Raw genomic sequence first — 23,111 nt, 5'->3', positions numbered from 1 at the left:
CTAGCCTACCGAAGTCCGTATGGCCATTTCTCGGATTTGTTGCGCAAATAATTGACTAACTTCTAAATCTGGCATCACTCGCCCATCAATGCTTGCAACAGGTGCTGCAAGTTTTAAACTTGAAATCACCATGGCGGCCTGGACATGCGAGAGATCATTGGTGTCTATCTTTCGCACCCTTACCGGCAAATTTTCAACAATTAACGCACGCATTACCCCAGGCAATACGCCTTGAACAATTGGCGGAGTAATCCACATTCCATCTGTGAAAAACATCAGATTAGAAACTGCGCCTTCGCATACTTCATGATTGCTATTTATCACTATCGCTTCATCGCATCCCTGTTGCTTTGCTGCAGCCAAGATCTCCAAACGCGACGTATATGGAAAAGTTTTTGCGGGAACACCTTTGATATCGACATGTGCTGAATACGTGCAAAGCTTTAAATTATGAGTTAACTCAACATATGAATCATGCGTTGCTATAAAGGTGCCGTCTTGCTTAAAGAGTAATCGCAAGCGGCCAATTGGATATTTCACTTCTGCCAACAATTGATCAATTGCTGTGCGCACTCGATCTTCACCCGGTAACTCAACGCCCACACGCGTGCCCGCGTCGAGTGCGCGTCTCATATGACGATTGAGCGCATACGGAACTGAACCAACGGTTTTAATCGTTTCAAATACTCCGAAACCATCTGGCCAATTATCGCCAGCGAGATCAACTCCACTGGAGTCAACAACGCAGTCATTTAGCCAAATTTTCATGAGATCTCACCTGAAGCAATCTTGATCAGTCGCTCTGCCTTCAACTGCGTCTCTTCCCATTCAGATGCCGCATCACTTGCCCATGTTATTCCAGCGCCAGTGCCAAATTTTAAAGTCTCGGATTCCTTCCAAAAAGTTCTGATTGCAACGGCTAAATCACACGCATCACCTTGTATCCACCCAATTGCACCACAGTAAATTCCACGCTCCTTCTCGTGTTTCGCAATTATCTTCACAGCAGAGGATTTAGGTGCACCGCTGACTGATCCAGGAGCGAGTAATGGTTCGATAATTTCACTCCACGATAAATTATCTTTTAGTTCTCCTGTCACATCAGAAACCAAATGATCAATTCCTGGATGATGTTCTACGCCTAACAATCGAGGAACATCAATAGATCCATCTTTACAAATCTGTCCTAAATCATTTCTAATTAAATCCACGATCATTACGTTCTCAGCTGTGTCCTTACTTCCAAAATCTGCACCACCTGTTGGGCGAGTGCCTTTGATCGGAGATGAAGTAACTGTGCTGCCTCGTCGTTTGAGGAAGAGTTCTGGGGAAGCCGATGCGATTTCAACACCTGGAATTCGCAGATAACTGGCGTGCGGTGCCGGGTTGTTTTGCAAAATAGATCCAAATAAACCTGCAAGAGAAAAATCCTTCGAAATAGTTGCACTCAGTATTCGACAAGCATTTACCTGATAAACCCATCCATTAGATATATCTTCTTGAATTGCTTGGACATAAGAAATGTATGCATCGCGATCCATCGATGAGGCAAACTTCGAAGAAACAAACTCGGATTGCGCGCGTGGAAACTCTGATTCAACAACGTGTTCGAATTTGGCACATGTCCATTGGCCTTCAAAAGAAATCGAAACAGCCCAAAAACCATCTTTGGTTATTTCTCTAGGGTCATTGGTAACTCGCTGCAAACCCGTTGCAAAACGATTACCCATCCAAAAGATCGGTTCAACCCCTGCGTTCATGCGGACAACTTAGTCGTTGCCACCTCGCTTTGGCTCTTGCGCGCACATGCGATAGATTTTGCCCTGCAATACGCGGACGTAGCGCAGTTGGTAGCGCGGAACCTTGCCAAGGTTCAGGTCGCCGGTTCGAACCCGGTCGTCCGCTCTGATTCACCGCCACTTACATATCTTTACTCATGTAATAGATAAAAAGTGGCGGTCTTTCTATGGTGGAATGGCCGAGAGGCGAGGCAAGGGACTGCAAATCCCTCTACACGGGTTCAAATCCCGTTTCCACCTCCATTGTTTAAGAAGTATGTCCTTTCACGTCCATAACTGAAAGAATCTAACAATGAGTTCACATGATCAATCACAACGACCTTGGGGTCGCTATGAAATCTTGCAAGAAAGTGCAATTCATAAAACTAAGTGCATCTATGTTCAACCTGGAAAGCGCTTGTCATATCAACGCCATCAAAAACGCGCCGAACATTGGTTCATAGTCCAAGGAAGCGCCGAAGTAACACTTGAAGGAAAAGTTTCACAACTTTCATCCGGTGACACAATTTCTATTGGCATCGGCCAACTTCACCGAATAGCAAACATTGGAAGCAATGAAGTTATCTTCATTGAAGTTCAAACCGGCACATACTTTGGCGAAGATGATATTGAGCGTATCGAGGACGATTTCGGTCGCTAAATTAGCTGTTGTATAGTTCAACCACCTAGGACGATTGGCTCAGCGGTAGAGCACCACATTGACATTGTGGGGGTCACTGGTTCGATCCCAGTATCGTCCACAATTAGTTGAGTATTACTTCTTACCTATGACCTTCTTCAGATCCAAATACTCTTCACATGTGACGCCGCATAGACTCTTCAATTTTGCAAGATTCTTCTTGGCATCAGCTATCTTCTTGGTTTCTACAAATAATTCACCCTGATATTCAAGTGCCCCTAAATGTTTCGGATTGATTTTTAAAGCCTTTGCATAATAAACGCCAGCTGGCTTATATTGCTTGAGTTTTCGTGAACTAAATCCGAGAAGATTATTGATATCTGCATTATTGGCAAATTCCTGATCGGCAATTTTTAGAGCCGATAGAGCTGCAGCAAAATTCTTATCATCAATCATTTTTCTAATTGATGCTAATTCTGTTGCCAGATTCTTGGTCACGGCCGCAGTAGTCGGTGTCGCAGTTGGAGTTGGAGTTGGTGTCGGTGTCGCAGTTGGAGTATTCATCGTTGTTCCACCACCACCGCCGCCCGTGTCAGCTGCATTAAGACTTGGCATCGAAAGCAAAGCAATTGGTAACACTAGAAATGCGATAGTCAGTTTTTTCATAGTTTCCCTCTCGGTCTTAGATCCTCTACTTTGCTTGCAGCATCTTCACGATTATCTGCTCGCAGGCCATCGATGACACCATCTAGATCTGCTATTGTTTTGTTCTGACTCATTTTAAATGAAACTTCAAGGCGGGCAACTTTTATTTCAACCCCAACGATCGCCCGTAATTGACCAGCCACATAATCCTCAGGGGCATCATCTAACTTCCATGGCTTGGCTCTGCCTGCTTCAAAAGAATCCGTGAGATTTGAAACAGCTATGCGCAACCAATCAACATCATCATGAATGATTAAGTCGCCATACACATGGGCCAACATGTAATCCCAGGTTGGAACTACTTTGCCGTGCTCTTGCTTTGATGCATACCAACTTGGCGAAATGTATGAATCAACAGGAGCGCTTATAAAGAGTGCCTCTTGGTTGGTTTTTTCAGACCACTGAGAGTTTCCACGGGCAACGTGTCCGATAACTGAACGATCCGCTTTATCAAAAGTTACGGGAATCATTGTTGAGAGCATCCCCTGTGCCGTGTTGGTGACTAAGTGCCCGCTCTTAAGGTTTGCCAGAAATTCTTGCGCAACTGGGTCTTCAACTGAGAAATGGCGCGGGATATACATTTAGTGACTTACTCCCCCGAGATTCATGATTACAACCCCAGCAATAATGATTGTCATGCCAATTAAGTTCAGTCTGGTCAACTGCTGATCAAAGAAAATCATTCCTCCAACAGCTGCTCCGATAATTCCAAAGCCAGACCAAATTGCATAGGTAATTCCAACATCTATTTTCTTGAGTGATTGAGACAGGAGCGCAAATGCTGTGAGGTAGCCAAGAAGAACACCGATAGATGGCCAGAGTTTTGTAAAACCATCACTTCGCTTGAGCAATAACGTGCCAACAATCTCTGCCAAAATCGCAATCGCCAACAAGAACCACGTCATGGCTTAATCGTATCTCGACTAATATTGAGCCGTGCCTACTAAAGACCCAAGTCGCGAAGCGCACTTCCCTCTTATTGAGAAGAAATACGGCGAACCAATGAAGTATTGGTTCAAGGTTATGGCTGCCATTAAGGATGAAAAATATCCAGCCCAAATCGCACATCTTCGTGAAAACTATGGATTCTCCCAGGCGCACGCCAACGCATTAGTTATGTTCTCTCGTGGATCAACAACAACTAGAAAATTTGAAACACCCAGTGATTTCTATAAGTCCATCGATCCAATACAAGCCAAAACACTTCGGAGGGTTTTTCGAATCCTGACTACAAAGTTTCCAGATCTTGAATTAGTAATTGCCTGGAATCAGCCAATGATGCGAAAGGGTACTCAATACGTCTTTGGCGCATCGGTTGCAAAAAATCACATTTTGATAGCGCCTTTTAACTCCGAAGTACTTAAGAAAATGGCTTCTGATCTCAAGGATTACAAGGTCAATAAAAAGACTGTGGCTGTGGCCAATGATTGGAAAGTTGATGAAAAAATATTAGTAAAAATGGTTAAGAACGTGCTTGCACAAAAGTAAGAGATTTTTCAAAGATTATTTCCATATCGTGATCTAGCGTGGCAACGTGATAGCTGTTTGTCAGTTCCACGCGCTCTTTATCCTTTGAGCTAATCCCCTTGAGAATGATCTCTGTATTAGAAACCGGCAGAACGTGGTCATCGGTGCTATGAAACAAAAGCGTCGGGATGCTCACCTTGCTCAAATTTTCACGGGTAATTTTGAGCATTTTCGTGAGTTCATAGATGCCAACTATCGGGTTGGCGTCATAGGCATATTCTGTAACGTTTTTGCGCTTGATGTCATTGCCGACTGCTGAACGCATTTTCTTGAATTTAGAAAATATCTTTGCCACAGTCGGAGTGACCAGTGGAATATGAATCATTGGATTTACAAGAACAATTCCATCGATTTTTTCTCGATGATGTTGGGTTGTATAAAGAGTTAATCCCCCACCCATTGATAAACCGAAAACGAATATTTTGGTGCAGGTTTTTTGAAGTTCTCGTAATTCACTCTCAACTTTGCGCGGCCACTCCTGCCATTTGACTTGATTCAAATCCTCTGGCTTTGTGCCGTGCCCTGGCAAAAGGGGAACACGCACGGTGTAACCCTGTTGATGCATAAATTCTGCCCATGGACGCATGGACGAAGGGGAACCGGTAAATCCGTGAACCAAAAGAATTCCAACTTCTTTTGTTGCGCCATTTCCCATCGCAGAAAAATCCTGCAAATAACCTGCTGGTGCGCCCTCTGTTCCCATGGATTAAAGAGTACGCGCCAGATTAATTCGTGGCTAGGTTTTGTGTCAGTGTTGCCCAGTTGCTTAACAATTGCGTGGCTTTTCCAGAATCAACGGCATCTATTGCTCGTTTAAGTCCAGCTGAAATTCGTGTGTGAATATCTGCCGAAATATCTCCTTCAAATGCTGCAATTGCTGCTGCTGCGTTGAGTAAAACTGCGTCACGCGGTGCACCAAGTTCGCCGTTAAAAATGGCGCGTGTAATGCGAGCATTTTCTTGTGAGTCTCCACCGACGAGTGCTGAAATTGGCGCTGAAGATAAACCAAAATCTGCTGGTTCTATTCGTTGACTTTCAATAGTGCCACCACCAATTGATAGAACAGATGTTGTGGTCGCCAAAGTAATTTCATCTAACCCATCATCGCCGCGAAAAACGAATCCATCAACACCGCGATCACCCAATACTTGAGCCATCACCAGGTGCATTCGTTCATTAGCCACACCAATTGCGGCGGCTTGGGGTTTTGCGGGATTGGCAAGTGGTCCCAAAATATTAAAAACTGTTGGAACGCCTAACTCTTTACGCACCGCCGCCGCATTTTTCATCGCTGGGTGAAATTTTTGTGCAAAACAAAAACCAATTCCCAGTTGCTGCACCGTTTTTTCAACGCCACTTCCGTCTAGTGAAATATTGACGCCCAGGGCTTCCAATAAATCTGCAGCCCCTGATTTGGAAGATGATGCTCTATTGCCGTGTTTGACCACACGCGCCCCAGCAGCCGCGGCGATTATCGCTGCCGTAGTTGAAATATTGATGGTGTGGGCGCCATCGCCGCCGGTACCGACAGTGTCGACTGCTCGTTCCGTAACTTTTATTGGTGCGCTGTGATTAAACATTTCAGATACGAAGGCACCCACTTCATCTGATGTTTCGCCTTTATTTTTTAAAGCCAATAAGAATGCGGAAAGGTCTGTGCTTTCTGCTCGACCTTGAAGAATTTCGCGCATGAACCACTGCGCATCTGTGATTGATAAATCCAACCCAGACTCAAGTGCTGAAACGGATGATTTCCAACTCTGATTCATGAGCGGGGTTATCTAAGGAATTTAAGCCGAAGTAAGTGAACCAGTGCGCAATAAATCTGCGACGGTACGAGCAAGAGTAAATGGATCGATTGGATGAATCACAGATGCTTCAGCTTTTGACCAAGCAGCAAGCCATGCATCTTCTTTGCGACCAGTAATTGCTAAGACTGGAGGGCAGTTAAAAACTTCATCTTTGAGTTGTCGAGCAACGCCAAGACCGCCTTCAGGGGCTGCTTCACCGTCGAGTATAAAAAGATCGATTTTAAAAGTGCCATCTTGAGATTTGCGATCGATGTACTGGCGAAGGGCGGCACCTGTGGCAAATTCGTGAATTTCGTGTTCTGGTAAATCATCAGCAATACGATTTCCTAAAGCCAGAACGATGGAAGCGCGGACGGAACTATCATCGGAATAGATAGCGATCTGCTTCTTTTTTTGCGACTCTGCTGCTGTTGAACCCATACTCGTATCTTATTGTCTTGGGCCCCTTTTTTAGAGCAAGAATTTGTAGTGACCCGTTTCACCTAGAAAGGGCAAAAATGCCTCGGGCAACTAGGTCCTCAGCGGTGGAAGTCCGAGGGCTTTGCAGGAATAATCATCCTCATGTCCACTGCCGCAACAGCCCACAAAATCACACGGCCTAACCTTGTAGCTGTCGGAACAATCGTTTGGCTCTCAAGTGAGTTGATGTTCTTTGCAGGATTATTTGCAATTTATTTCACAACACGAGCAGTGCAAGGTCCAGAGATTTGGCTGCAATCCTCTGAGCTACTCAGCATTCCGTTCGCCGCGATTAATACAACTGTTTTAGTTCTCTCATCGGTGACATGCCAATTCGGTGTCTTTGCCGCAGAACGATTTCAAAATAAGCGAACAGGATCTTTCTTTCAGATAAGCACATGGGGAATGCGCGAATGGTTCTCGCTGACCTTCCTTATGGGGGCATTCTTTATCGCCGGTCAAGTCTATGAATACGCAGTACTTGTATCAGAGAACTTAACTCTGTCCTCAACTGCTTATGGTTCAATTTTCTATATTGCTACAGGCTTTCACGGTTTACACGTAACTGGTGGACTCATTGCATTTCTTATTGTTCTGATTCGAGTCGCTAAGGCGCGCAGATTTACTCACTCTCAAGCCACAACTGCGATTGTCGTTTCTTATTACTGGCACTTTGTAGATGTTGTATGGATTGCACTATTCGCGGCGATTTACCTAATTAAATAATTTATAGATAACAAGGGATGACATATTTGTGAAGCGACTATCTAGATACCGCAGACACCGTGCTGCCGCACCGATGCTTCTTGTTCTTGCACTTCTATCAATTGGTACAACTTTTTCCGTAGCAAGTGCAACACCAAGTAAATCTGAATTGGTATTAGCACGTTCTGCAATGATCGAAGAAGGTAAAGAGATCTTTCTTAAGGGCTGCTCTTCTTGTCATGGATTAAATGCTGAAGGTGGCGCCATTGCTCCCTCTCTCATTGGCGTCGGCGCCGCATCTGTTGATTTCCAAGTAGCAACAGGTCGCATGCCGATGGCAGATATGAGCACACAAGCAATGCGTAAAGATCCGGTGTATTCCCCGGAAGAAGTAGCAGCACTTGCCGCATACGTTGCATCCCTTGCACCTGGTCCAGAAATCCCAGGAGATGAATTACTCAATTACGAACGAGACGGAAGCGTTGCCGAGGGTGGCGAATTATTTAGAAACAACTGCGCGATGTGCCATAACTTTGCTGGTCAGGGTGGTGCTCTGACTCAAGGAAAATACGCTCCAACAGTTATGGGCGTTGAGCCTGTGCATATTTATGAAGCGATGATTACTGGTCCGCAATCAATGCCCGTTTTCTCAGATAAAACTATTACTCCTGAAGAGAAGTTATCAATCATCAAGTGGATCAAATTTGCAGAGGCAGAACCAGCACTTGGTGGTGCATCTCTTGGTCGAGTCGGTCCAGTAACTGAAGGTCTGTTGGTGTGGACACTTGGTATTGGAATGTTAATTGGCGTTGCAGTCTGGCTTGCAATGAAGGCGAGATAAGGAAAACATGGCACACGAAATCGAAGCGATCCAAGATCCTGGAATCCCGCCTCACGTTCATCGCAAGGCAGATGTAGATCCAGTTGCTGCCAATCAAGCAGAGCGCCAAGTTGCCATATTATTTTTGTTATCCGCATTTGGAACACTTCTTTTCATAGTTTCATACGTTGCAATCCCAGATGACATTTTTGTCTTTCTACCAGTCATGGGAAGCACCAATGCTCATCAATTGTTTTTAGGACTGGGCTTAGCTTTCTCTCTATTCTTCATTGGTATTGGCGCAATTCATTGGGCTAAAACTTTGATGCCAGATCAAGAAGTTACTGTGCAGCGTCACGAATTTCGCTCAACTGAAGAAGATCGCAGTGCATTAGTGAAAACTGCTAAAGAGGGTGCGGCTGCTGCAGGACTTGGCCGACGTTCATTAATTAAGCGCTCATTAGGACTATCACTTGGCTTAGTAGGTTTATCTCCATTACTTCTATTGCGCGACTTAGGTCCGCTACCTGGTGATTCACTCACAAAAACAAGTTGGAAAGCTGGCACTCGTTTAGTTACTGATCCAGGTGAGCGTCCGATCAAACCTGAAGATTTAGAAGTTGGCGCTGTTGCGCAAGTCTTGCCCGCGATGCTGCCTGGCCAAGATCATCGAGTATTAAGTGATATCGCAAAGGATGCCGTTCTACTTATTCGCCTGCGTCCTGAAGAGTTTAATTTGGATGCCGAACGACTCTCCTGGACTCATGAAGGAATCATCGCTTTTTCAAAGATTTGTTCTCACATGGGATGCGCAGTAGCTCTCTACGAGCAACAGACAAAACACCTGCTCTGCCCATGCCATCAATCCACTTTTGATGTGACGCGCGCAGCAAAGGTCTTATTTGGACCTGCGGCCAGACCACTACCTCAATTAGCATTAGCCCTAGATTCAGAGGGTTACCTTGTTGCAAAACAACCATTTGATGAACCAGTCGGACCTAGTTTTTGGGAGCGCTCATCATGACCGCACGTGAACGCATTGCAGGCAATGTCGCTAACTATGTAGATGAGCGAACAGGCGCCGCAGCGTGGATGAAGAAAAACCTTAATAAGGTCTTTCCTGATCACTGGTCATTCTTACTCGGTGAAATTGCGCTCTACTCATTTATTATTTTGTTGCTCTCCGGAACATTTCTAACATTTTGGTTTGACCCTTCCCAGCGTGAAGTTGTTTACGAAGGTTCCTATCAACCACTTTCTGGAATAAAAATGTCTGCGGCATACGCATCAACGCTTCATATTTCCTTTGAGGTTCGTGGCGGATTGCTCATGCGCCAAATTCACCACTGGGCGGCGCTGTTCTTTATGGTGGCAATCGTTGTTCACTTACTTCGCGTGTATTTCACTGGAGCATTTCGCAAGCCACGTGAATTTAACTGGATTATCGGTGTCGGCCTTCTAACACTTGGAATTGTTGAAGGCTTCCTTGGTTACTCACTTCCAGATGACTTACTCTCTGGCACAGGAATTCGAATAGCAGAGGCGATTATTCAAGCTATCCCTGTCGTTGGTACCTACTTAGCATTCTTCGCATTTGGCGGAGCATTCCCAGGAGAAGCATTTATTCCTCGAATATTTACCGTCCACGTTCTTTTGCTTCCAGGTATTTTCTTAGCGCTGATCACAGTGCACTTAATGTTGGTCTGGTACCAAAAGCACACGCAATATCCAGGACCAGGGCGCACCGAGAAAAACGTTGTTGGCTATCCACTATTTCCTGTCTACATGGCTAAGGCTGGCGGATTCTTCTTCGTTGTCTTTGGTGTAACAGCATTTATTGCAGCGGTTGCATCGATTAACCCGGTGTGGTTATACGGTCCATATACACCTGGACAAATTTCAGCCGGTTCGCAACCCGATTGGTATATGGGATGGCTTGATGGATTAGTTCGCATGGCTCCCCCACTGGAAAGTTACTTATTTGGTTACACCATTTCATGGAACATTCTTATTCCAGGACTAATCGTTCCTGGTCTGATGTTTACTGGTTTGGCGCTCTATCCCTTTATCGAAAGCTGGATAACTGGAGATAAGCGCGAGCATCACCTACTTGATCGTCCTCGTAATGCGCCTAATCGCACTGCAATTGGCGCAATGGCTCTTACCTTCACGTTAGTCGCTCTGATCAATGGTGGAAACGACATCATCGCTCAACAATTTGAATTGAGCATTAACCAAATCATGTGGTTTAGCCGCATCGGTATTATCGTTCTTCCACCAATCGCATTTGTCATCACAAAGAGAATCTGTATTTCTCTACAACGCTCTGACCGCGAATTAGTTCTACATGGCAAAGAGACTGGACGCTTAGTAAGACTTCCTCATGGTGAATTCGTTGAAATTCATGAAGAGTTAACTCCTGAAAAGAAGTGGCTTCTTACATCCCATGAACAAAGCGGACCTTTGGAATTGCCAGAAATTGATAAGGCTGGAGTGCGCCGCACAGATGCACTTCGCAACAAGATTCGCTCACGTATGAGCGCTGCTAACGCTGAAGTCGCACCAAAGGTATCGGCGCAAGATCTCAAAGAGATCGAAAACCACTAAAAAATAATCACTACGGCTATTAGTACTAAAGCTGCAGCAACTGCAATAGAAGCTCGTTTTCCTATTCGCTGAGGCAGTCCTTTAATCGCACTTTCGCGATCTTGATCCATATCTTTAATCACGTTAACAAAGTGGGCTGCGCATCCCAGAATCGCCCCACCTAGCCACATCCACGTAGGAGGGGTCACTGATTTAGAGATTGCTATGCAAGAGGGTAGCGCTGCAAAAGCCACTGCAAATGGCAACGGTGAGAAGATATTAAATTTAAAATAAAAGTTATAGGCGACTCCGCAACCAATACCTAGCCAATAAAGAAGTCCGCCCTTAAAACCTAAAGGCCCCAACAAATTTGCAATGAAAGAAAACGGCACCATAAAAATCAGCCAATTACGTAAATACTCTTTTGAAATCAATCCAGAGACAAGCGGCTTATTCATGCGGCCATGGCGTTGATCATCTGCAAAGTCATAGAGATCATTGCTCCAGCCAACTACTAATTGACCTGTAAAGACTGTAAAGGCTATGACATATGCAGGGCCTTCCCACCAGTAATGAACCCCGAAGGCAAAGGCAATACTCGAAACGATGAGAGTGGGTATGAAGTGAGATGCTTGTAAAAGCCCGCGAACTTTATTCATCAGTATTTGCCGCTTAGGAAATAATTTAGTGCTGTGTTGAAGATAAAGGCTTTTCGTACTCGGTAACCCAACCGATTACGCAGATAACCAACGCGCTTATAGCGATAAGTGTGAACCACCAACCGATGATGAGCCCAAGGCCTGTTGCAACCGCTGACATTCCTGTTGGAAGAGGCCACCATGAATGTGGGCTAAAGAAACCTAGTTCGCCCGCACCATCTGCAATTTCAGCTTCGGTATTATCTTCTGGAAGTAACTTTCCAATTCTTTTTTGGGTAAACCAAACATAAAAACCCACCATGCCAGCCAAGCAAGCCGAAAGAAGCAAACCAGTAATGCCGAGGGCTTCTCCATCTACTTGCCAATAAACAATGGTGATGAAGAAGTAAAAAATAGATAGACCAACAAAGAGCATCCAGTTAGTTTTCATAAAACTTAGTGCCCTTCTGTTTTGATGTGTGGATAGTGCAGATCAAAAGCAGGGCGCTCACTAGAAATACGAGGCATGGAAGTGAAGTTATGGCGCGGTGGCGGACAAGATGTTGCCCATTCAAGGGAGGATCCATAACCCCAAGGATCATCAACGTTGACCATCGGACTCTTGCGTGTGATCCAGACGTTGATGAAGAACGGAATCATTGAAAGAGCTAATAAGAACGAGCCAACCGTTGAAACCGTATTCATAAAGGTAAATCCATCAGTCGGTAAATAATCTGCGTAGCGACGTGGGAAACCCTTGATGCCGAGCCAGTGCTGGATTAAAAACGTTAGGTGAAAGCCAAAGAAGAGTGTCCAGAAGTGAATCTTTCCTAGACGCTCATTGAGCATGCGTCCAGTCATCTTTGGCCACCAGAAGTAGAAGCCAGCAAACATTGCAAAGACCACTGTTCCAAATAGAACGTAATGGAAGTGCGCAACCACGAAGTAAGAGGCTGAAACCGCAAAATCAAGCGGTGGTGAAGCCAAGATAATTCCTGTTAAGCCTCCGAATAAGAATGTTACGAGAAATCCCATTACCCAAAGCATTGGTGTTTCAAAGGTAACGTGGCCACGCCACATTGTTCCGATCCAGTTAAAGAATTTCACACCGGTTGGAACGCCAATTAGGAAAGTCATGAATGAGAAGAATGGGAGTAATACCTGCCCACTTGCAAACATATGGTGAGCCCAGACAGAGACAGACAATGCAGCAATAGCAATTGTTGCAGCAATTAACCCTTTGTAACCAAAGATTGGTTTGCGACTAAATACTGGCAAAATTTCTGTTGCAATTCCAAAGAACGGAAGAGCCAAGATGTAAACCTCTGGGTGACCAAAGAACCAGAAAAGATGCTGCCAGAGCATTGCGCCACCATTGGCCGGATCAAAAAGATGTGTGCCATAAAGACGATCAGATTCAAGTCCTAGGAACGCCACAGCTAAAGGAGGAAATGCCAGTAATACCAAAATAGAAGTGAGCAAAACGTTCCAAGAAAAAATAGACATCCGAAACATCGTCATACCCGGAGCGCGCATTGTAAAAATTGTGGTGATGAAGTTAACCGCGCCCAAAATTGTTCCGATACCGCCTACTGCAAGTCCGACAATCCATAGATCGGCACCGATTCCTGGTGAATACTCCGAACTAGAAAGTGGTGCATAAGCAGTCCAACCAAAGGATGCTGCGCCACCAGGAGTTAAGAATCCTGCAAAAACCATAATTCCAGAGAAAAGATAGAGCCAATACGAAAGCATATTCAAACGAGGAAATGCCACGTCTGCTGCGCCTATTTGCAGCGGCATAATCACGTTTGCAAACCCAACAAAGAGTGGCGTTGCAAACAATAACAACATAATGGTGCCGTGCATCGTAAAGATTTGGTTGTACTGCTCATTGCTTAAAAATTGCAATCCTGGTCGTGCTAATTCAGAACGTAGTAGCAGAGCTAAAAATCCAGCGATAAGAAACCATGCAAAGGTTGTGATCAGATACATGTAACCAATGCGCTTGTGATCAGTTGTTGTTACCCACTTAACGAATGCATGTCCTTTACGCGTTGGCTTTAAACCCTCTGTCGGTAATTTCACGGCTGGACGCTGGGCATAAGTTGTCATACTAAGTTCTCCTTCAGAGACTCTAAGTAACTCTCATATTCTGCCGGGGTAACAACTTTTACACTAAAGAGCATCTGTGTGTGGTTGCGGCCGCACAAAATGTTGCATCGTCCCGGGTAGGTTCCTAATTTTTTTGCCGTAAATTCTAATTTATTTGTTACTCCGGGCAGATTTTGCATCTGAATCATGAAAGCTGGAATCCAAAACCCATGGACTACGTCATTAGAAGTAATGGTAAATCGAATTTTTTCACCCTGTGGCAAATACAGCGTCGGCGGTTGTGCGGGCGTGCCGGTTACAACAGCATCAGGTCCCGCTTCTGAATACCCAAATTGCCAAGACCACTGAAAACCTTCAACCGATATTTCATGGGCAGGGCCAGTTGTCTTTGCAGTAATGACATTTTGTGCTTGCAACGTATAAACAAAGAGCACTGCAACGATAATAAATGGGATTACGGTGTAAAGAATTTCAACAGGTATGTTGTATTGAGATTGCTTTGGAAACTCAGGTGAATCTTTTTTTAGGCGATGAAATATCGCTGGCCATATGATTAAAATGAAAGTGATTACGCCAACTACACCGGCTGCAATCCATGCGCCTTGCCACAGTGATAAGGATTCATCGTTAACACTGGTGACTCCTTCTTCAAATCCAAGTCCAGAAACCTTCGAGCAACCAGTAAGAAGCAATGTGGCTGGTAGCGCTATCCATACTAGGAATAAGGAGCGCTTGTTGCGTGCGGACATAGGCTTAAGAATAGTGGGGCATTTCCAAAACGGCCTCACCTGCCAGTAGCGTTCATCCGGTGGTACGTGTCACAGGAAACTTCCAGAGTGAGAGCCCTCTTCATCCAAAGGCTTTTGATGTGCTTCACGCTGCCTTTGAGAGCGGATGGGCCGATCCGGCAAAGCTTTCTCAACCCAGCACGAAGGCTCGTCAATTAAAAAATAACGCCCTTGAATCAATAGCAACATCTCTATCAGTTGGGGTTGATTCACTTGTTCCCGTATCGCCCACCTCCCTTGGTTACTTCTTGGGCATACAAGGCCTACTTACAGAGTCTTCAACTTTGATTCATGGTGCCACGGATCGAAAAGATGTCTTCGCTATCGCAGCGAAACTTTCAAACCAAGTGATAAAAAGTTCCCTGAATGGAAAACTCATCCCTGCAAATACTGCAGTCAAAGAGTCAGTGCTTGCTTTACACATTGCTAATGCCGAAACCGGTGTGATTCAAGAGTGCGATGGGATTATCGCAAGTACTCAATCTGAGCGAATCTTTCTTGATGCAACAACGAGTGGAATTCGCGTGCCACTGCCTGATCAATTTTCAACAGCGCTTTTGGATAGTAAGTCTTGGTATGGTCCAGCCGAATTGGGAATTTTGATTGTAAAAAAACCTTCCCAGTGGAGCAATCCACTTCCCCATCTCAATGCTGCTCACCCCAATTTTGATGTTTCACTCCCCTTGCTTCTAGCCAGCGCCGTTGCGCTCGAAAATTTCCATTCAGAGGTTGCCAATGCAAACACACAGGCTCGCAAATTTAATCAAGATCTAAGAAGTGCATTTTCGCAAGTAGCAGATGCAGATATCGCTGGATCACTTGATTCAAGTCTGGCTCACATGCTCAGCGTTTCATTTCTCAATTGCAACGGTGAAGAGTTACTTCGCACAATCCAAAACGATGGATATAGCGTGGATTCAGGTTCAGCGTGCACGGCAGATGATTTGCAACCAAGCCATGTGTTAGCTGCCATGGGCGTGCTCACGCACGGCAATATCCGCATAACGATTCACCCTGGCACTACGCAAGATGACATTGATGGCTTAATCAATAGCGTTGTGAGTAACGTGAATCGATCGAGAGCATGAAAGAAATAGATGCCCGAGGATTGCGGTGCCCTCAACCAATTATCGAATTAAGTAAAGAAGTTACTTTCATGCAAGCTGGGGATCAAGTGATGTTGCATTCAGATGACCCTGCGACAGAACCTGATTTAGTGGCATGGTCTCGAATGACTGGCAATGTATTTGATAAAAAATCCAAAGACTTGTTTGTAATTACGAAGCTAAGTGAGCGCTGATTTCTGCTGCCGCGCTATCACCATAAGCTTGCTTGAAACGTTCGCTAAATTGTTCAGAAGTAAATCGATACTCCTGCGTGCCTTTGGTTTCGATGACATAGGTTGCAAGCATCGCCCCAAGTTGTAAACATCTTTCATGAGAAAGTCCCCATGCAAGGCCAGCAATAAAACCTGATCTAAATGAATCACCCACACCCGTTGGATCTAATTTGGCATTCTCTTTTGGACACGCAATCTTGATGAGCTCGCCGCCTTTGGTTTCAATTCGTGCGCCCTTTGACCCCTGTGTGATTACGCGATATTTCACGCGAGATAAAATTTCAGCATCACTCCAACCAGTTTTTTGAATTGCCAGCGCTAATTCATACTCATTCATGAACAAATATGCAGCGCCATCAATCAAAGTTTTTATCTCATGACCCTCCATGCGAGCCATTTGTTGTGATGGATCCGCAGCAATTGCAATACCGCGCGCCTTTGCCACTTCACTGTGGCGCATCATCGCTTCAGGATCATCTGGTGAAATAACAATCAAATCAAGTTCGCCGGTTTTTTCCATAATTGGGGCTAACTCAATATTTCGCGCTTCACTCATTGCGCCAGGAAAAAAGGAGGCAATCTGGTTGAGTTCGGTATCTGTTGTCACCATAAAGTGCGCTGTGAAAAGTTCTTTGGAGATCAACACGTGTCCGGTATCTACGCCATGTCGCGATAGCCAGGCGTCGTAATCTGCCCAATCTTTGCCAACTGCAGCAATCAAAATTGGTTTTAGCCCAAGCATTCCCATACCAAAACAAATGTTGGCAGCACATCCCCCACGTCGCACATCGAGATCATCGACTAGAAAAGAGAGAGAGACTTTTTCAAGGGAACCTGCAACAAGGGAATCGGTGAATTTTCCGGAGAAGGTCATTAAGTGATCAAGACCGACAGAGCCAGCTACACCAATTCGCATGGCGTGATACTAGTTAGGTGTTGGCTTAGTTAAAAGAATCGCCACAGGCGCATGAGCCCTGGGCATTTGGATTATCAATTGTGAAGCCTTGCTTCTCAATTGTGTCCACGAAATCAATAGTCGCGCCAGATAAATAAGGGTCACTCATTTTGTCTGTAATTACTTTAACGTTTCCGAATTCGCGAACAACGTCGCCTTCGAGATTGCGATCATCGAAATAGAGTTGATACTTCAGGCCAGAGCAACCACCAGGCTGTACCGCAACGCGAAGATTAAGATCATCGCGACCTTCTTGTGCCAACAATGCAGCGACCTTTGCTGCTGCGTTATCGGATAGAAGAATTCCTGTTGTAGTGCTTGTCTCTGTGCTCATGTTCTCTCCCTTTCGAGTACTGGCTAAGCCTAGCAACCTCATGGATTCTGCGCGACATGGACACAGATTATGAGAGAGAATGCACCTGTGAATCTAAGTGACCTATTACTACTTGGACAAGGCAGCGATCTAGCCAGCGAACGCGGCGTTTCATGCGATGGCCAATTACCTGACGCCAGTGATCCGCAATTAGTTGCTCGTGCTAGAGCTGCTCGAAAAGCACTCGGTTCAAGTGTCTTGGTTCTCGGTCATCATTATCAACGAAATGAAGTTATTGAATTTGCCGATATCACAGGAGATTCATTTAAGTTAGCGCAAGAAGCAGCCAAGGCAAGCGGTGTGGAAAACATCATTTTTTGCGGAGTTCACTTCATGGCAGAAAGTGCCGACATTCTCACTTCTGATAAACAAAAAGTGATTCTTCCCGATCTTGCGGCTGGTTGTTCCATGGCAGATATGGCTACTGCGAATCAAGTCACTAAATGTTGGGATGAACTTTCAAGTATTGGCCTGGCCCAAGAAGTAATTCCCGTGACATACATGAATTCATCTGCTGCGATTAAATCTTTTACCGGCGAACATGGTGGAACAATCTGCACATCATCTAATGCTGAAGCTGCAATGAAGTGGGCATTTACACAAGGCTCAAAAATTCTCTTTTTACCCGATCAGCACTTAGGCAGAAACACCGCCGTTCTCTCTCTTGGTTTATCACTGCAAGATTGCGTTCTTTGGAATCCATGGAAACCACTGGGTGGACTGACAGAAGAACAAATTAAGAAAGCTAAAGTAATTTTGTGGCGAGGACACTGTTCAGTTCATGGCCGCTTTTCAATCGATAGTGTCAATGAGATTCGAACTCGCGTTCCAGGAGTTCAGATTCTGGTTCATCCTGAGTGCACACATGAAGTTGTCCAAGCAGCCGATCGTGTTGGCTCGACTGAAAAAATCATCAAAATAGTTGAACAATCCCCTGCTGGTTCGAAGTGGGCTATTGGCACAGAACTCAATTTGGTTCAACGCATTTCCCAGAATAATCCAGATAAAGAAATTTACTTTCTGGATAAAGACATCTGCTACTGCTCAACCATGAATCGCATTGACTTGCCACATTTGGTGTGGGCAATGGAGTCCCTCGTATCTGGCACGGTAGTTAACCAAATTCGGGTGGCCCCTGAAGTGGCCAAATATTCAAAACTCGCCTTAGAAAGAATGCTCGCTCTATAGTTCTCTCATGTCTAATACTTCAGATGCATCTTCAAAAAAGGGTCGACCAACTCCTAAGCGCAAAGAAGCGCAATCAAAGCGAATAGTTTCATCCCTTGCTCCGGCATCTACTAAGGAAGAGAAAAAGCGCGCACGCGAACAGAGTCGTGCTTCTCGCAATGCATCACGGGCGGCATATTTACGCGGTGAAGAAAGTGCCATGCCTTTGCGAGATCGTGGACCTGCCCGCCGCTATGTGAGAAATCTTGTTGATGCACGTAGATCTATTGGTGAATATTTCTTACCAATTATTTTTGTTGTTCTCTTGCTTTCAGTATTCCCAGTACCAGCTCTTCAATACGGTGCGATTGCTCTGATGTATGCGGTTCTCTTAACTGCAGCCATTGATGGTGTTTTTCTCTCTCGCAAAATTAAGAAAGAAATTCGTAGCCGCTTTCCAGATTCACCAACAAAGGGTTTGGGTCTCTACGGCTGGCTGCGTTCAACTCAAATGAGGCGTCTACGTACTCCACACCCACAAGTTAAACCTGGAGAAAGTTTCTAACTAGCTATTTAAGGCTTACTTAACGTGGGATTGAACAAAGGGAAGATTAACTACTTCTGCTTGTGATTGCCGCCCTCGCACGTCGATTACTACAACTGTTCCAAGTGATACCGAAGAATCCAATAGAGCCAAGGCAATTCCATTTTTTAATGTGGGTGAAAATGTTCCTGAGGTAACTTCACCAATTTCAATACCATCTGAATCTTTAACTTTCATACCTGCGCGAGGAATACCTCGATCCAGAGATTTCAGGCCATATAAAAATCTGCGTGAACCATTTGTGCGCTCACTTCGCAAGATTGAATCGCCTGAAAACTTCTCTTTCTTCCATCCCACCGCCCATGATGCGTGTGCTTGAACCGGAGTGATATCAAGTGAGAGCTCGTGACCATGCAGTGGGTATCCCATTTCAGTTCTCAAGGTATCGCGAGCACCGAGACCACACACAACTCCATCAAAGGCAGCGATTGCGGCAACAAGTGCGTCCCAAACTTTTTCAGCATCTTTCCACAATGGCAATAACTCGAATCCAAATTCACCTGTATATCCGGTACGACATAAAATTACATCGCATTGGGCAATCTTTACCTTAGTAAAACTCATGTAATCAATGGAGGAAGCTACACCTAGGGATGTTAAAACTTCCGGGGTGGCCGGACCTTGTAGTGCCAGTACCGCATACTCTGAATGTAAGTTTGTAATCGTGATGCCGGGTGTTACCTGTGCTTGCAGAGCCGCAACCACATCTGATGTATTCGATGCGTTGGGAACAAGAAAGACATCATCGGATGAATTTCTGTAGGCAATCAGATCATCAATGACGCCGCCCTCGGTATTGCACAACATCGTGTATTGAGCCATGCCATCAGATATTCGATCAAGGTCATTGGTAAGAATTGCGTTGAGGAAATCTACTGATCCGCTTCCTTTGACACTTGCTTTACCTAAGTGTGAAACATCAAAAAGACCTACTCGTTCTCGGACTGCTGCGTGTTCGGCAAGTACTCCAGTGGCTGGATATTCAATGGGCATAAGCCATCCACCGAAATCTGCCATCTTGGCTTGGCGATCCAGGTGTTTTTGGTGGAGAGGAGAATTTTTCACATTCACAACCTACTCCCACTGCAACAAAAGTTCCTACAACCGATAACCTGTGCGCCTTGCGGATTTTAAGAGGGAGCTACATGTCCACGTTGGCACTTACCGATGGCGCTGTAACTGGCGGAGTCATCGTCGTCGGGCTTTCGTTTAATCCAAATAAAGCATCAGCGTTAACCATTGAATCTGGCACTCTGACTCTGGACACACGCACATTGCTCGCTCAACTCAAAGAACTGGGAGCAACTGGTAAACATGATGAAATCATCAAAATACCTGGCACCCGAACAAAGTTAATCGTCTTTACTGGTTTAGGTCAGATGCAAAAAGTGTATGCCCATGAAACTCTTCGTCGCGCGGCAGGAGCTGCAGCGCGTGCTTTAGCCGGAAGTGATGAAGCCACTTTTGCACTTCCAACTGCGAATATTGAAGCCGTTGCAGCGATTGCAGAAGGTGCGGCCCTTGGCGCCTATGCCTTTGATGAATTCCGCGGCTCAACAAAATCAGAGAGAAAATTACCGCTGGCAAAGATCGCGATTCACTCCAAATTTTCTAAAAAAATTGAAGCAAAGAACGCACTTAAGCGAGCACAAATAATTGCCAAGTACACACATTTAGTTCGAGATTTAATCAACACTCCCCCATCGCATCTGACTCCAGATACTTTTACGAAGAAGATTGCAGCCGTTGTTAAATCCGCAGGCGGCGCCTCGGCCGGACTTAAAGTAAGTGTTCTCAATGAGAAGCAATTAAAAAGTGGTGGCTATGGTGGAATCATTGGTGTTGGACAAGGTTCAGCAAATCCACCACGTCTGCTTCACATCACATACACACCAGAAAAATCTCTACGAAAGTTTGCATTCGTGGGTAAAGGAATCACATTTGATACTGGCGGATTAGCGCTAAAACCTGCAGCCGGTATGGAAGCAATGAAATCTGACATGAGTGGAGCTGCTGCAGTATGCGGTGCGATACTTGCAATTGCCTCACTGAAATTGCCGGTGTCAATAGAAGCATGGGCACCCTTGGCTGAAAATATGGTCAGCGATAACGCCACTCGTCCGAGTGATGTCATCACAATTTATGGCGGTAAAACTGTTGAAGTTCTAAACCCTGATGCAGAAGGCCGACTTGTTTTGGCTGATGCACTTGTGAAGGCTCAAGAAACTAAATCATTAGATGGTCTCGTAGATGTTGCAACGCTAACTGGCGCGCAAGTGGTGGCACTTGGAACCCGAACCAGTGCGGTGATGACAAATAATGAAGCTTTCAGTGCGCAGTTACTGTCTGCTGCCACAGATAGCGGTGAAGCATTTTGGCCAATGCCACTTCCTCAAGAATTGCGCGCATCACTTGATTCACCTGTTGCCGATTTAGCGAACATCGGTGAACGTATGGGCGGGATGTTAGTTGCAGGATTGTTCTTAAAAGATTTCGTTAAGCCAGAAGTTCCATGGTTGCACCTCGATATTGCAGGTCCTGCCTATAACGAATCTGGCGCCCACGGATACACCCCTGTTGGCGGCACTGGTGTGGCACTGCGCACACTTCTGCGCTTGGTCGAGAATTCAATAATTCGGTAACTAGCCCGAAGGCTGGCAAGATAGGACACGGGCGAAAGTAGTCCTAGTTCATCTCAGGATCGTAGGAGGTTTAGGCAGTGGCTCAATTCGATCTAGTAATCCTTGGCGGTGGAAGTGGCGGATATGCATGCGCCCTTCGTAGCGCACAACTAGGTCTATCCGTAGCACTGATCGAAGCCGACAAACTTGGTGGAACGTGTTTACACCGTGGCTGCATCCCAACAAAAGCTTTATTGCACTCAGGTGAAATTGCAGATGGCGCGCGCGATGCCAACCACTTTGGTGTGAACGCGCAATTCCTTTCAATGGATATGCCTGCAGTTAACTCGTATAAAGATGGCGTAATCGCTCGATTACATAAAGGATTACAAGGTCTTGTTAAGTCAAGAAATATTACATACATCGAAGGTCACGGTCGTTTAATTTCTAAGGACACCGTCGAAGTTAATGGCGAAAAGTACACAGGAAAAAACGTTGTACTTGCAACAGGTTCGTATGCGAAAACTTTGCCTGGGCTTGAAATCGATGGCACAAGAATTATTACATCAGATCATGCGACAAAGTTGGAATACGTTCCAAAGAGTGTGATCGTCCTTGGCGGCGGCGTAATTGGTTGCGAATTTGCATCGGTGTGGAAATCATTTGGCTCTGAAGTAACAATTATCGAAGGCCTACCTCACCTGGTTGCACTCGAAGATGAATCTTCTAGCAAGCTGCTCGAACGCGCATTTAGAAAACGTGGCATTAATTTTGAACTTGGTGTTCGCTTTGCATCTGCCTCCGTTAACGGTGAGACCGTGACCGTAACGCTGGAAGATGGCAAAACTTTCAGTGCTGACGTATTACTGGTCAGTGTGGGTCGCGGACCAGTTTCTGCAAACCTTGGATATGAAGAGCAAGGTATTTCGATGGACCGAGGCTACGTACTAGTTGACGATAAGTGCCGCACAAATGTGCCAGGAGTTTGGGCAGTCGGTGACTTAATTCCGACTCTGCAACTAGCTCACGTTGGATTTGGTGAAGGAATTCTGGTTGCCGAAGAGATTGCCGGACTTAATCCTCGTCCAATTAATTACGATGGTGTCCCCCGTGTTACATACTCTGAGCCAGAAGTTGCATCCGTTGGTCTAACAACAGCTCTTGCAAAAGAGCGTGGCTACGATGTTGTTGAATTAAATTACGACTTGGCAGGAAATGGCAAGGCTCAAATTTTGCGCACAGCAGGTTCGGTTAAATTGGTTTCACAAAAAAATGGTCCAGTGCTTGGTATTCATATGGTTGGTTCTCGAGTTGGAGAATTACTCGCTGAAGCCCAATTAATTTTTAACTGGGAAGCAAGCGCCGCAGATGTTGCACCACTTATTCATGCACACCCAACACTGTCAGAAGCCATGGGAGAAGCACACATGGCACTTGCAGGTAAACCGCTTCATGCTCACGGATAATCTAGGGAGAAAAC

27 protein-coding genes and 3 tRNA genes are annotated in these 23,111 nt (G+C 45.3%); 15 read left to right on the top strand and 15 right to left on the bottom strand.

Features of this window, described 5'->3' with window-relative positions; genetic code table 11:
* A complete protein-coding gene (locus PHILAsVB114_RS03130) occupies positions 1-768 on the bottom strand; it encodes an aminotransferase class IV (RefSeq protein ID WP_095697942.1) in 768 nt (255 codons plus the stop codon).
* Positions 765-1,760 carry a chorismate-binding protein gene (locus tag PHILAsVB114_RS03125; RefSeq protein WP_204246837.1) on the bottom strand — a complete coding sequence of 332 codons (996 nt, stop codon included), beginning with the start codon at positions 1,758-1,760 and terminating at the stop codon, positions 765-767. Before PHILAsVB114_RS03125 ends, PHILAsVB114_RS03130 begins: the two co-directional genes overlap by 4 nt.
* A 72-nt stretch (positions 1,761-1,832) precedes the next feature.
* Between PHILAsVB114_RS03125 and PHILAsVB114_RS03120 the strand changes: the two genes are divergently transcribed.
* The 4 genes from PHILAsVB114_RS03120 (at position 1,833) to PHILAsVB114_RS03105 (ending at position 2,539) form a co-directional block, all read left to right on the top strand.
* Positions 1,833-1,905 (top strand) — tRNA-Gly (locus PHILAsVB114_RS03120).
* 63 nt (positions 1,906-1,968) lie between these two features.
* Positions 1,969-2,042 (top strand) — tRNA-Cys (locus PHILAsVB114_RS03115).
* A gap of 49 nt (positions 2,043-2,091) precedes the next feature.
* The gene (locus PHILAsVB114_RS03110; protein ID WP_095697941.1) at positions 2,092-2,439 is read left to right on the top strand and encodes a phosphomannose isomerase type II C-terminal cupin domain; all 348 of its coding nucleotides are present in this window, start codon (positions 2,092-2,094) and stop codon (positions 2,437-2,439) included.
* 28 nt (positions 2,440-2,467) lie between these two features.
* Positions 2,468-2,539, top strand: a tRNA-Val gene (locus PHILAsVB114_RS03105).
* Positions 2,540-2,553: 14 nt separating this feature from the next.
* Here the strand turns inward: PHILAsVB114_RS03105 and PHILAsVB114_RS03100 are convergent.
* From PHILAsVB114_RS03100 to PHILAsVB114_RS03090, 3 genes are read right to left on the bottom strand one after another with little or no spacing between them, the layout of a single operon-like run.
* Positions 2,554-3,084, bottom strand: a complete 531-nt coding sequence (locus PHILAsVB114_RS03100) for a tetratricopeptide repeat protein (RefSeq protein ID WP_095697940.1) — start codon at positions 3,082-3,084, stop codon at positions 2,554-2,556.
* On the bottom strand, positions 3,081-3,704 hold the full coding sequence (locus PHILAsVB114_RS03095; protein ID WP_095697939.1) for an FMN-binding negative transcriptional regulator: 624 nt from the start codon (positions 3,702-3,704) through the stop codon (positions 3,081-3,083). Before PHILAsVB114_RS03095 ends, PHILAsVB114_RS03100 begins: the two co-directional genes overlap by 4 nt.
* The gene (locus tag PHILAsVB114_RS03090) at positions 3,705-4,028 is read right to left on the bottom strand and encodes a DMT family transporter (protein ID WP_095697938.1); all 324 of its coding nucleotides are present in this window, start codon (positions 4,026-4,028) and stop codon (positions 3,705-3,707) included.
* 31 nt (positions 4,029-4,059) lie between these two features.
* Between PHILAsVB114_RS03090 and PHILAsVB114_RS03085 the strand changes: the two genes are divergently transcribed.
* Positions 4,060-4,611 (top strand): DUF4287 domain-containing protein, encoded by a 552-nt coding sequence (locus PHILAsVB114_RS03085; protein ID WP_204246836.1) that lies wholly within the window; start codon positions 4,060-4,062, stop codon positions 4,609-4,611.
* Here the strand turns inward: PHILAsVB114_RS03085 and PHILAsVB114_RS03080 are convergent.
* The 3 genes from PHILAsVB114_RS03080 to PHILAsVB114_RS03070 are packed head-to-tail and all read right to left on the bottom strand — an operon-like array spanning position 4,586 to position 6,881.
* Positions 4,586-5,353 carry an alpha/beta hydrolase gene (locus PHILAsVB114_RS03080; RefSeq protein WP_095697937.1) on the bottom strand — a complete coding sequence of 256 codons (768 nt, stop codon included), beginning with the start codon at positions 5,351-5,353 and terminating at the stop codon, positions 4,586-4,588. The genes PHILAsVB114_RS03085 and PHILAsVB114_RS03080 overlap by 26 nt on opposite strands.
* A gap of 22 nt (positions 5,354-5,375) precedes the next feature.
* A complete protein-coding gene (trpD, locus tag PHILAsVB114_RS03075; RefSeq protein WP_095697936.1) occupies positions 5,376-6,419 on the bottom strand; it encodes an anthranilate phosphoribosyltransferase in 1,044 nt (347 codons plus the stop codon).
* 21 nt (positions 6,420-6,440) lie between these two features.
* Positions 6,441-6,881 carry a response regulator transcription factor gene (locus PHILAsVB114_RS03070; protein ID WP_095697935.1) on the bottom strand — a complete coding sequence of 147 codons (441 nt, stop codon included), beginning with the start codon at positions 6,879-6,881 and terminating at the stop codon, positions 6,441-6,443.
* A 141-nt stretch (positions 6,882-7,022) separates the two neighbouring features.
* Between PHILAsVB114_RS03070 and ctaE the strand changes: the two genes are divergently transcribed.
* The 4 genes from ctaE to qcrB are packed head-to-tail and all read left to right on the top strand — an operon-like array spanning position 7,023 to position 11,052.
* Positions 7,023-7,646 (top strand): aa3-type cytochrome oxidase subunit III, encoded by a 624-nt coding sequence (ctaE, locus tag PHILAsVB114_RS03065; protein ID WP_095697934.1) that lies wholly within the window; start codon positions 7,023-7,025, stop codon positions 7,644-7,646.
* Positions 7,647-7,674: 28 nt separating this feature from the next.
* Positions 7,675-8,466, top strand: a complete 792-nt coding sequence (gene qcrC, locus PHILAsVB114_RS03060) for a cytochrome bc1 complex diheme cytochrome c subunit (protein ID WP_095697933.1) — start codon at positions 7,675-7,677, stop codon at positions 8,464-8,466.
* A 7-nt stretch (positions 8,467-8,473) separates the two neighbouring features.
* Positions 8,474-9,469: a cytochrome bc1 complex Rieske iron-sulfur subunit gene (gene qcrA, locus PHILAsVB114_RS03055; RefSeq protein WP_095697932.1), complete on the top strand. Its 996-nt coding sequence runs from the start codon at positions 8,474-8,476 to the stop codon at positions 9,467-9,469.
* Complete coding sequence (gene qcrB / locus PHILAsVB114_RS03050; protein ID WP_095697931.1) at positions 9,466-11,052, top strand: cytochrome bc1 complex cytochrome b subunit; 1,587 nt, start codon at positions 9,466-9,468, stop codon at positions 11,050-11,052. Before qcrA ends, qcrB begins: the two co-directional genes overlap by 4 nt.
* On the opposite strand, the gene PHILAsVB114_RS03045 is transcribed toward qcrB, so the two are convergent.
* From PHILAsVB114_RS03045 to ctaC, 4 genes are read right to left on the bottom strand one after another with little or no spacing between them, the layout of a single operon-like run.
* Positions 11,049-11,690, bottom strand: coding sequence for a UbiA family prenyltransferase (locus PHILAsVB114_RS03045; RefSeq protein WP_095697930.1), 642 nt, complete (start codon positions 11,688-11,690; stop codon positions 11,049-11,051). The two genes, qcrB and PHILAsVB114_RS03045, sit on opposite strands and share 4 nt — an antisense overlap.
* Positions 11,691-11,715: 25 nt before the next feature.
* Entirely contained in the window at positions 11,716-12,120 is a 405-nt protein-coding gene (locus PHILAsVB114_RS03040) for a cytochrome c oxidase subunit 4 (protein ID WP_095697929.1), read from the bottom strand.
* A 5-nt stretch (positions 12,121-12,125) separates the two neighbouring features.
* Positions 12,126-13,784 carry an aa3-type cytochrome oxidase subunit I gene (gene ctaD / locus PHILAsVB114_RS03035; RefSeq protein ID WP_095697928.1) on the bottom strand — a complete coding sequence of 553 codons (1,659 nt, stop codon included), beginning with the start codon at positions 13,782-13,784 and terminating at the stop codon, positions 12,126-12,128.
* Positions 13,781-14,533 (bottom strand): aa3-type cytochrome oxidase subunit II, encoded by a 753-nt coding sequence (gene ctaC, locus PHILAsVB114_RS03030; RefSeq protein WP_095697927.1) that lies wholly within the window; start codon positions 14,531-14,533, stop codon positions 13,781-13,783. Before ctaC ends, ctaD begins: the two co-directional genes overlap by 4 nt.
* A 59-nt stretch (positions 14,534-14,592) precedes the next feature.
* Between ctaC and PHILAsVB114_RS03025 the strand changes: the two genes are divergently transcribed.
* A complete protein-coding gene (locus PHILAsVB114_RS03025; protein WP_095697926.1) occupies positions 14,593-15,660 on the top strand; it encodes an aminotransferase class V-fold PLP-dependent enzyme in 1,068 nt (355 codons plus the stop codon).
* Complete coding sequence (locus tag PHILAsVB114_RS03020; RefSeq protein ID WP_095697925.1) at positions 15,657-15,872, top strand: sulfurtransferase TusA family protein; 216 nt, start codon at positions 15,657-15,659, stop codon at positions 15,870-15,872. The genes PHILAsVB114_RS03025 and PHILAsVB114_RS03020 overlap by 4 nt, the downstream gene beginning before the upstream one ends.
* On the opposite strand, the gene PHILAsVB114_RS03015 is transcribed toward PHILAsVB114_RS03020, so the two are convergent.
* Both PHILAsVB114_RS03015 and PHILAsVB114_RS03010 read right to left on the bottom strand, forming a co-directional pair.
* On the bottom strand, positions 15,850-16,827 hold the full coding sequence (locus PHILAsVB114_RS03015; RefSeq protein ID WP_095697924.1) for a carbohydrate kinase family protein: 978 nt from the start codon (positions 16,825-16,827) through the stop codon (positions 15,850-15,852). The two genes, PHILAsVB114_RS03020 and PHILAsVB114_RS03015, sit on opposite strands and share 23 nt — an antisense overlap.
* A 25-nt stretch (positions 16,828-16,852) precedes the next feature.
* Positions 16,853-17,200: a HesB/IscA family protein gene (locus PHILAsVB114_RS03010; RefSeq protein ID WP_095697923.1), complete on the bottom strand. Its 348-nt coding sequence runs from the start codon at positions 17,198-17,200 to the stop codon at positions 16,853-16,855.
* Positions 17,201-17,269: 69 nt separating this feature from the next.
* Between PHILAsVB114_RS03010 and nadA the strand changes: the two genes are divergently transcribed.
* On the top strand, positions 17,270-18,427 hold the full coding sequence (gene nadA / locus PHILAsVB114_RS03005; protein WP_095697922.1) for a quinolinate synthase NadA: 1,158 nt from the start codon (positions 17,270-17,272) through the stop codon (positions 18,425-18,427).
* Positions 18,428-18,434: 7 nt separating this feature from the next.
* Entirely contained in the window at positions 18,435-18,971 is a 537-nt protein-coding gene (locus PHILAsVB114_RS03000) for a DUF3043 domain-containing protein (RefSeq protein ID WP_095697921.1), read from the top strand.
* Between the two features lie 15 nt (positions 18,972-18,986).
* On the opposite strand, the gene gcvT is transcribed toward PHILAsVB114_RS03000, so the two are convergent.
* On the bottom strand, positions 18,987-20,075 hold the full coding sequence (gene gcvT / locus PHILAsVB114_RS02995; RefSeq protein WP_095697920.1) for a glycine cleavage system aminomethyltransferase GcvT: 1,089 nt from the start codon (positions 20,073-20,075) through the stop codon (positions 18,987-18,989).
* A gap of 80 nt (positions 20,076-20,155) precedes the next feature.
* On the opposite strand from gcvT, the gene PHILAsVB114_RS02990 reads away from it, so the two are divergent.
* Positions 20,156-21,652 (top strand): leucyl aminopeptidase, encoded by a 1,497-nt coding sequence (locus PHILAsVB114_RS02990; protein WP_095697919.1) that lies wholly within the window; start codon positions 20,156-20,158, stop codon positions 21,650-21,652.
* 77 nt (positions 21,653-21,729) lie between these two features.
* Complete coding sequence (gene lpdA / locus PHILAsVB114_RS02985; protein ID WP_095697918.1) at positions 21,730-23,097, top strand: dihydrolipoyl dehydrogenase; 1,368 nt, start codon at positions 21,730-21,732, stop codon at positions 23,095-23,097.
* Positions 23,098-23,111 lie beyond the last annotated feature (14 nt).

The sequence above is a fragment of the Candidatus Planktophila limnetica genome, assembly GCF_002288365.1.
GTDB classification, from domain to species: Bacteria; Actinomycetota; Actinomycetes; order Nanopelagicales; family Nanopelagicaceae; genus Planktophila; species Planktophila limnetica.
The sequence above is the reverse complement of the archived record's forward strand: the minus strand, read 5'-3'. Positions and strand labels throughout refer to the sequence as shown.

Excerpts from the sequence above, each read along its gene's own strand:
- PHILAsVB114_RS03040 (WP_095697929.1), bottom strand. The coding sequence starts at position 12,120 with ATGAAAACTAACTGGATGCTCTTTGTTGGTCTATCTATTTTTTACTTC.
- ctaD (WP_095697928.1), bottom strand. The coding sequence starts at position 13,784 with ATGACAACTTATGCCCAGCGTCCAGCCGTGAAATTACCGACAGAGGGT.
- PHILAsVB114_RS03080 (WP_095697937.1), bottom strand. The coding sequence starts at position 5,353 with ATGGGAACAGAGGGCGCACCAGCAGGTTATTTGCAGGATTTTTCTGCG.
- PHILAsVB114_RS03010 (WP_095697923.1), bottom strand. The coding sequence starts at position 17,200 with ATGAGCACAGAGACAAGCACTACAACAGGAATTCTTCTATCCGATAAC.
- ctaC (WP_095697927.1), bottom strand. The coding sequence starts at position 14,533 with ATGTCCGCACGCAACAAGCGCTCCTTATTCCTAGTATGGATAGCGCTA.
- qcrB (WP_095697931.1), top strand. The coding sequence starts at position 9,466 with ATGACCGCACGTGAACGCATTGCAGGCAATGTCGCTAACTATGTAGAT.
- PHILAsVB114_RS03090 (WP_095697938.1), bottom strand. The coding sequence starts at position 4,028 with ATGACGTGGTTCTTGTTGGCGATTGCGATTTTGGCAGAGATTGTTGGC.
- PHILAsVB114_RS02990 (WP_095697919.1), top strand. The coding sequence starts at position 20,156 with ATGTCCACGTTGGCACTTACCGATGGCGCTGTAACTGGCGGAGTCATC.
- PHILAsVB114_RS03070 (WP_095697935.1), bottom strand. The coding sequence starts at position 6,881 with ATGGGTTCAACAGCAGCAGAGTCGCAAAAAAAGAAGCAGATCGCTATC.
- nadA (WP_095697922.1), top strand. The coding sequence starts at position 17,270 with ATGAGAGAGAATGCACCTGTGAATCTAAGTGACCTATTACTACTTGGA.
- PHILAsVB114_RS03110 (WP_095697941.1), top strand. The coding sequence starts at position 2,092 with ATGAGTTCACATGATCAATCACAACGACCTTGGGGTCGCTATGAAATC.
- PHILAsVB114_RS03020 (WP_095697925.1), top strand. The coding sequence starts at position 15,657 with ATGAAAGAAATAGATGCCCGAGGATTGCGGTGCCCTCAACCAATTATC.
- PHILAsVB114_RS03100 (WP_095697940.1), bottom strand. The coding sequence starts at position 3,084 with ATGAAAAAACTGACTATCGCATTTCTAGTGTTACCAATTGCTTTGCTT.
- PHILAsVB114_RS03015 (WP_095697924.1), bottom strand. The coding sequence starts at position 16,827 with ATGCGAATTGGTGTAGCTGGCTCTGTCGGTCTTGATCACTTAATGACC.
- PHILAsVB114_RS03130 (WP_095697942.1), bottom strand. The coding sequence starts at position 768 with ATGAAAATTTGGCTAAATGACTGCGTTGTTGACTCCAGTGGAGTTGAT.
- ctaE (WP_095697934.1), top strand. The coding sequence starts at position 7,023 with ATGTCCACTGCCGCAACAGCCCACAAAATCACACGGCCTAACCTTGTA.
- qcrA (WP_095697932.1), top strand. The coding sequence starts at position 8,474 with ATGGCACACGAAATCGAAGCGATCCAAGATCCTGGAATCCCGCCTCAC.
- PHILAsVB114_RS03045 (WP_095697930.1), bottom strand. The coding sequence starts at position 11,690 with ATGAATAAAGTTCGCGGGCTTTTACAAGCATCTCACTTCATACCCACT.
- PHILAsVB114_RS03095 (WP_095697939.1), bottom strand. The coding sequence starts at position 3,704 with ATGTATATCCCGCGCCATTTCTCAGTTGAAGACCCAGTTGCGCAAGAA.
- trpD (WP_095697936.1), bottom strand. The coding sequence starts at position 6,419 with ATGAATCAGAGTTGGAAATCATCCGTTTCAGCACTTGAGTCTGGGTTG.
- PHILAsVB114_RS03000 (WP_095697921.1), top strand. The coding sequence starts at position 18,435 with ATGTCTAATACTTCAGATGCATCTTCAAAAAAGGGTCGACCAACTCCT.
- PHILAsVB114_RS03125 (WP_204246837.1), bottom strand. The coding sequence starts at position 1,760 with ATGAACGCAGGGGTTGAACCGATCTTTTGGATGGGTAATCGTTTTGCA.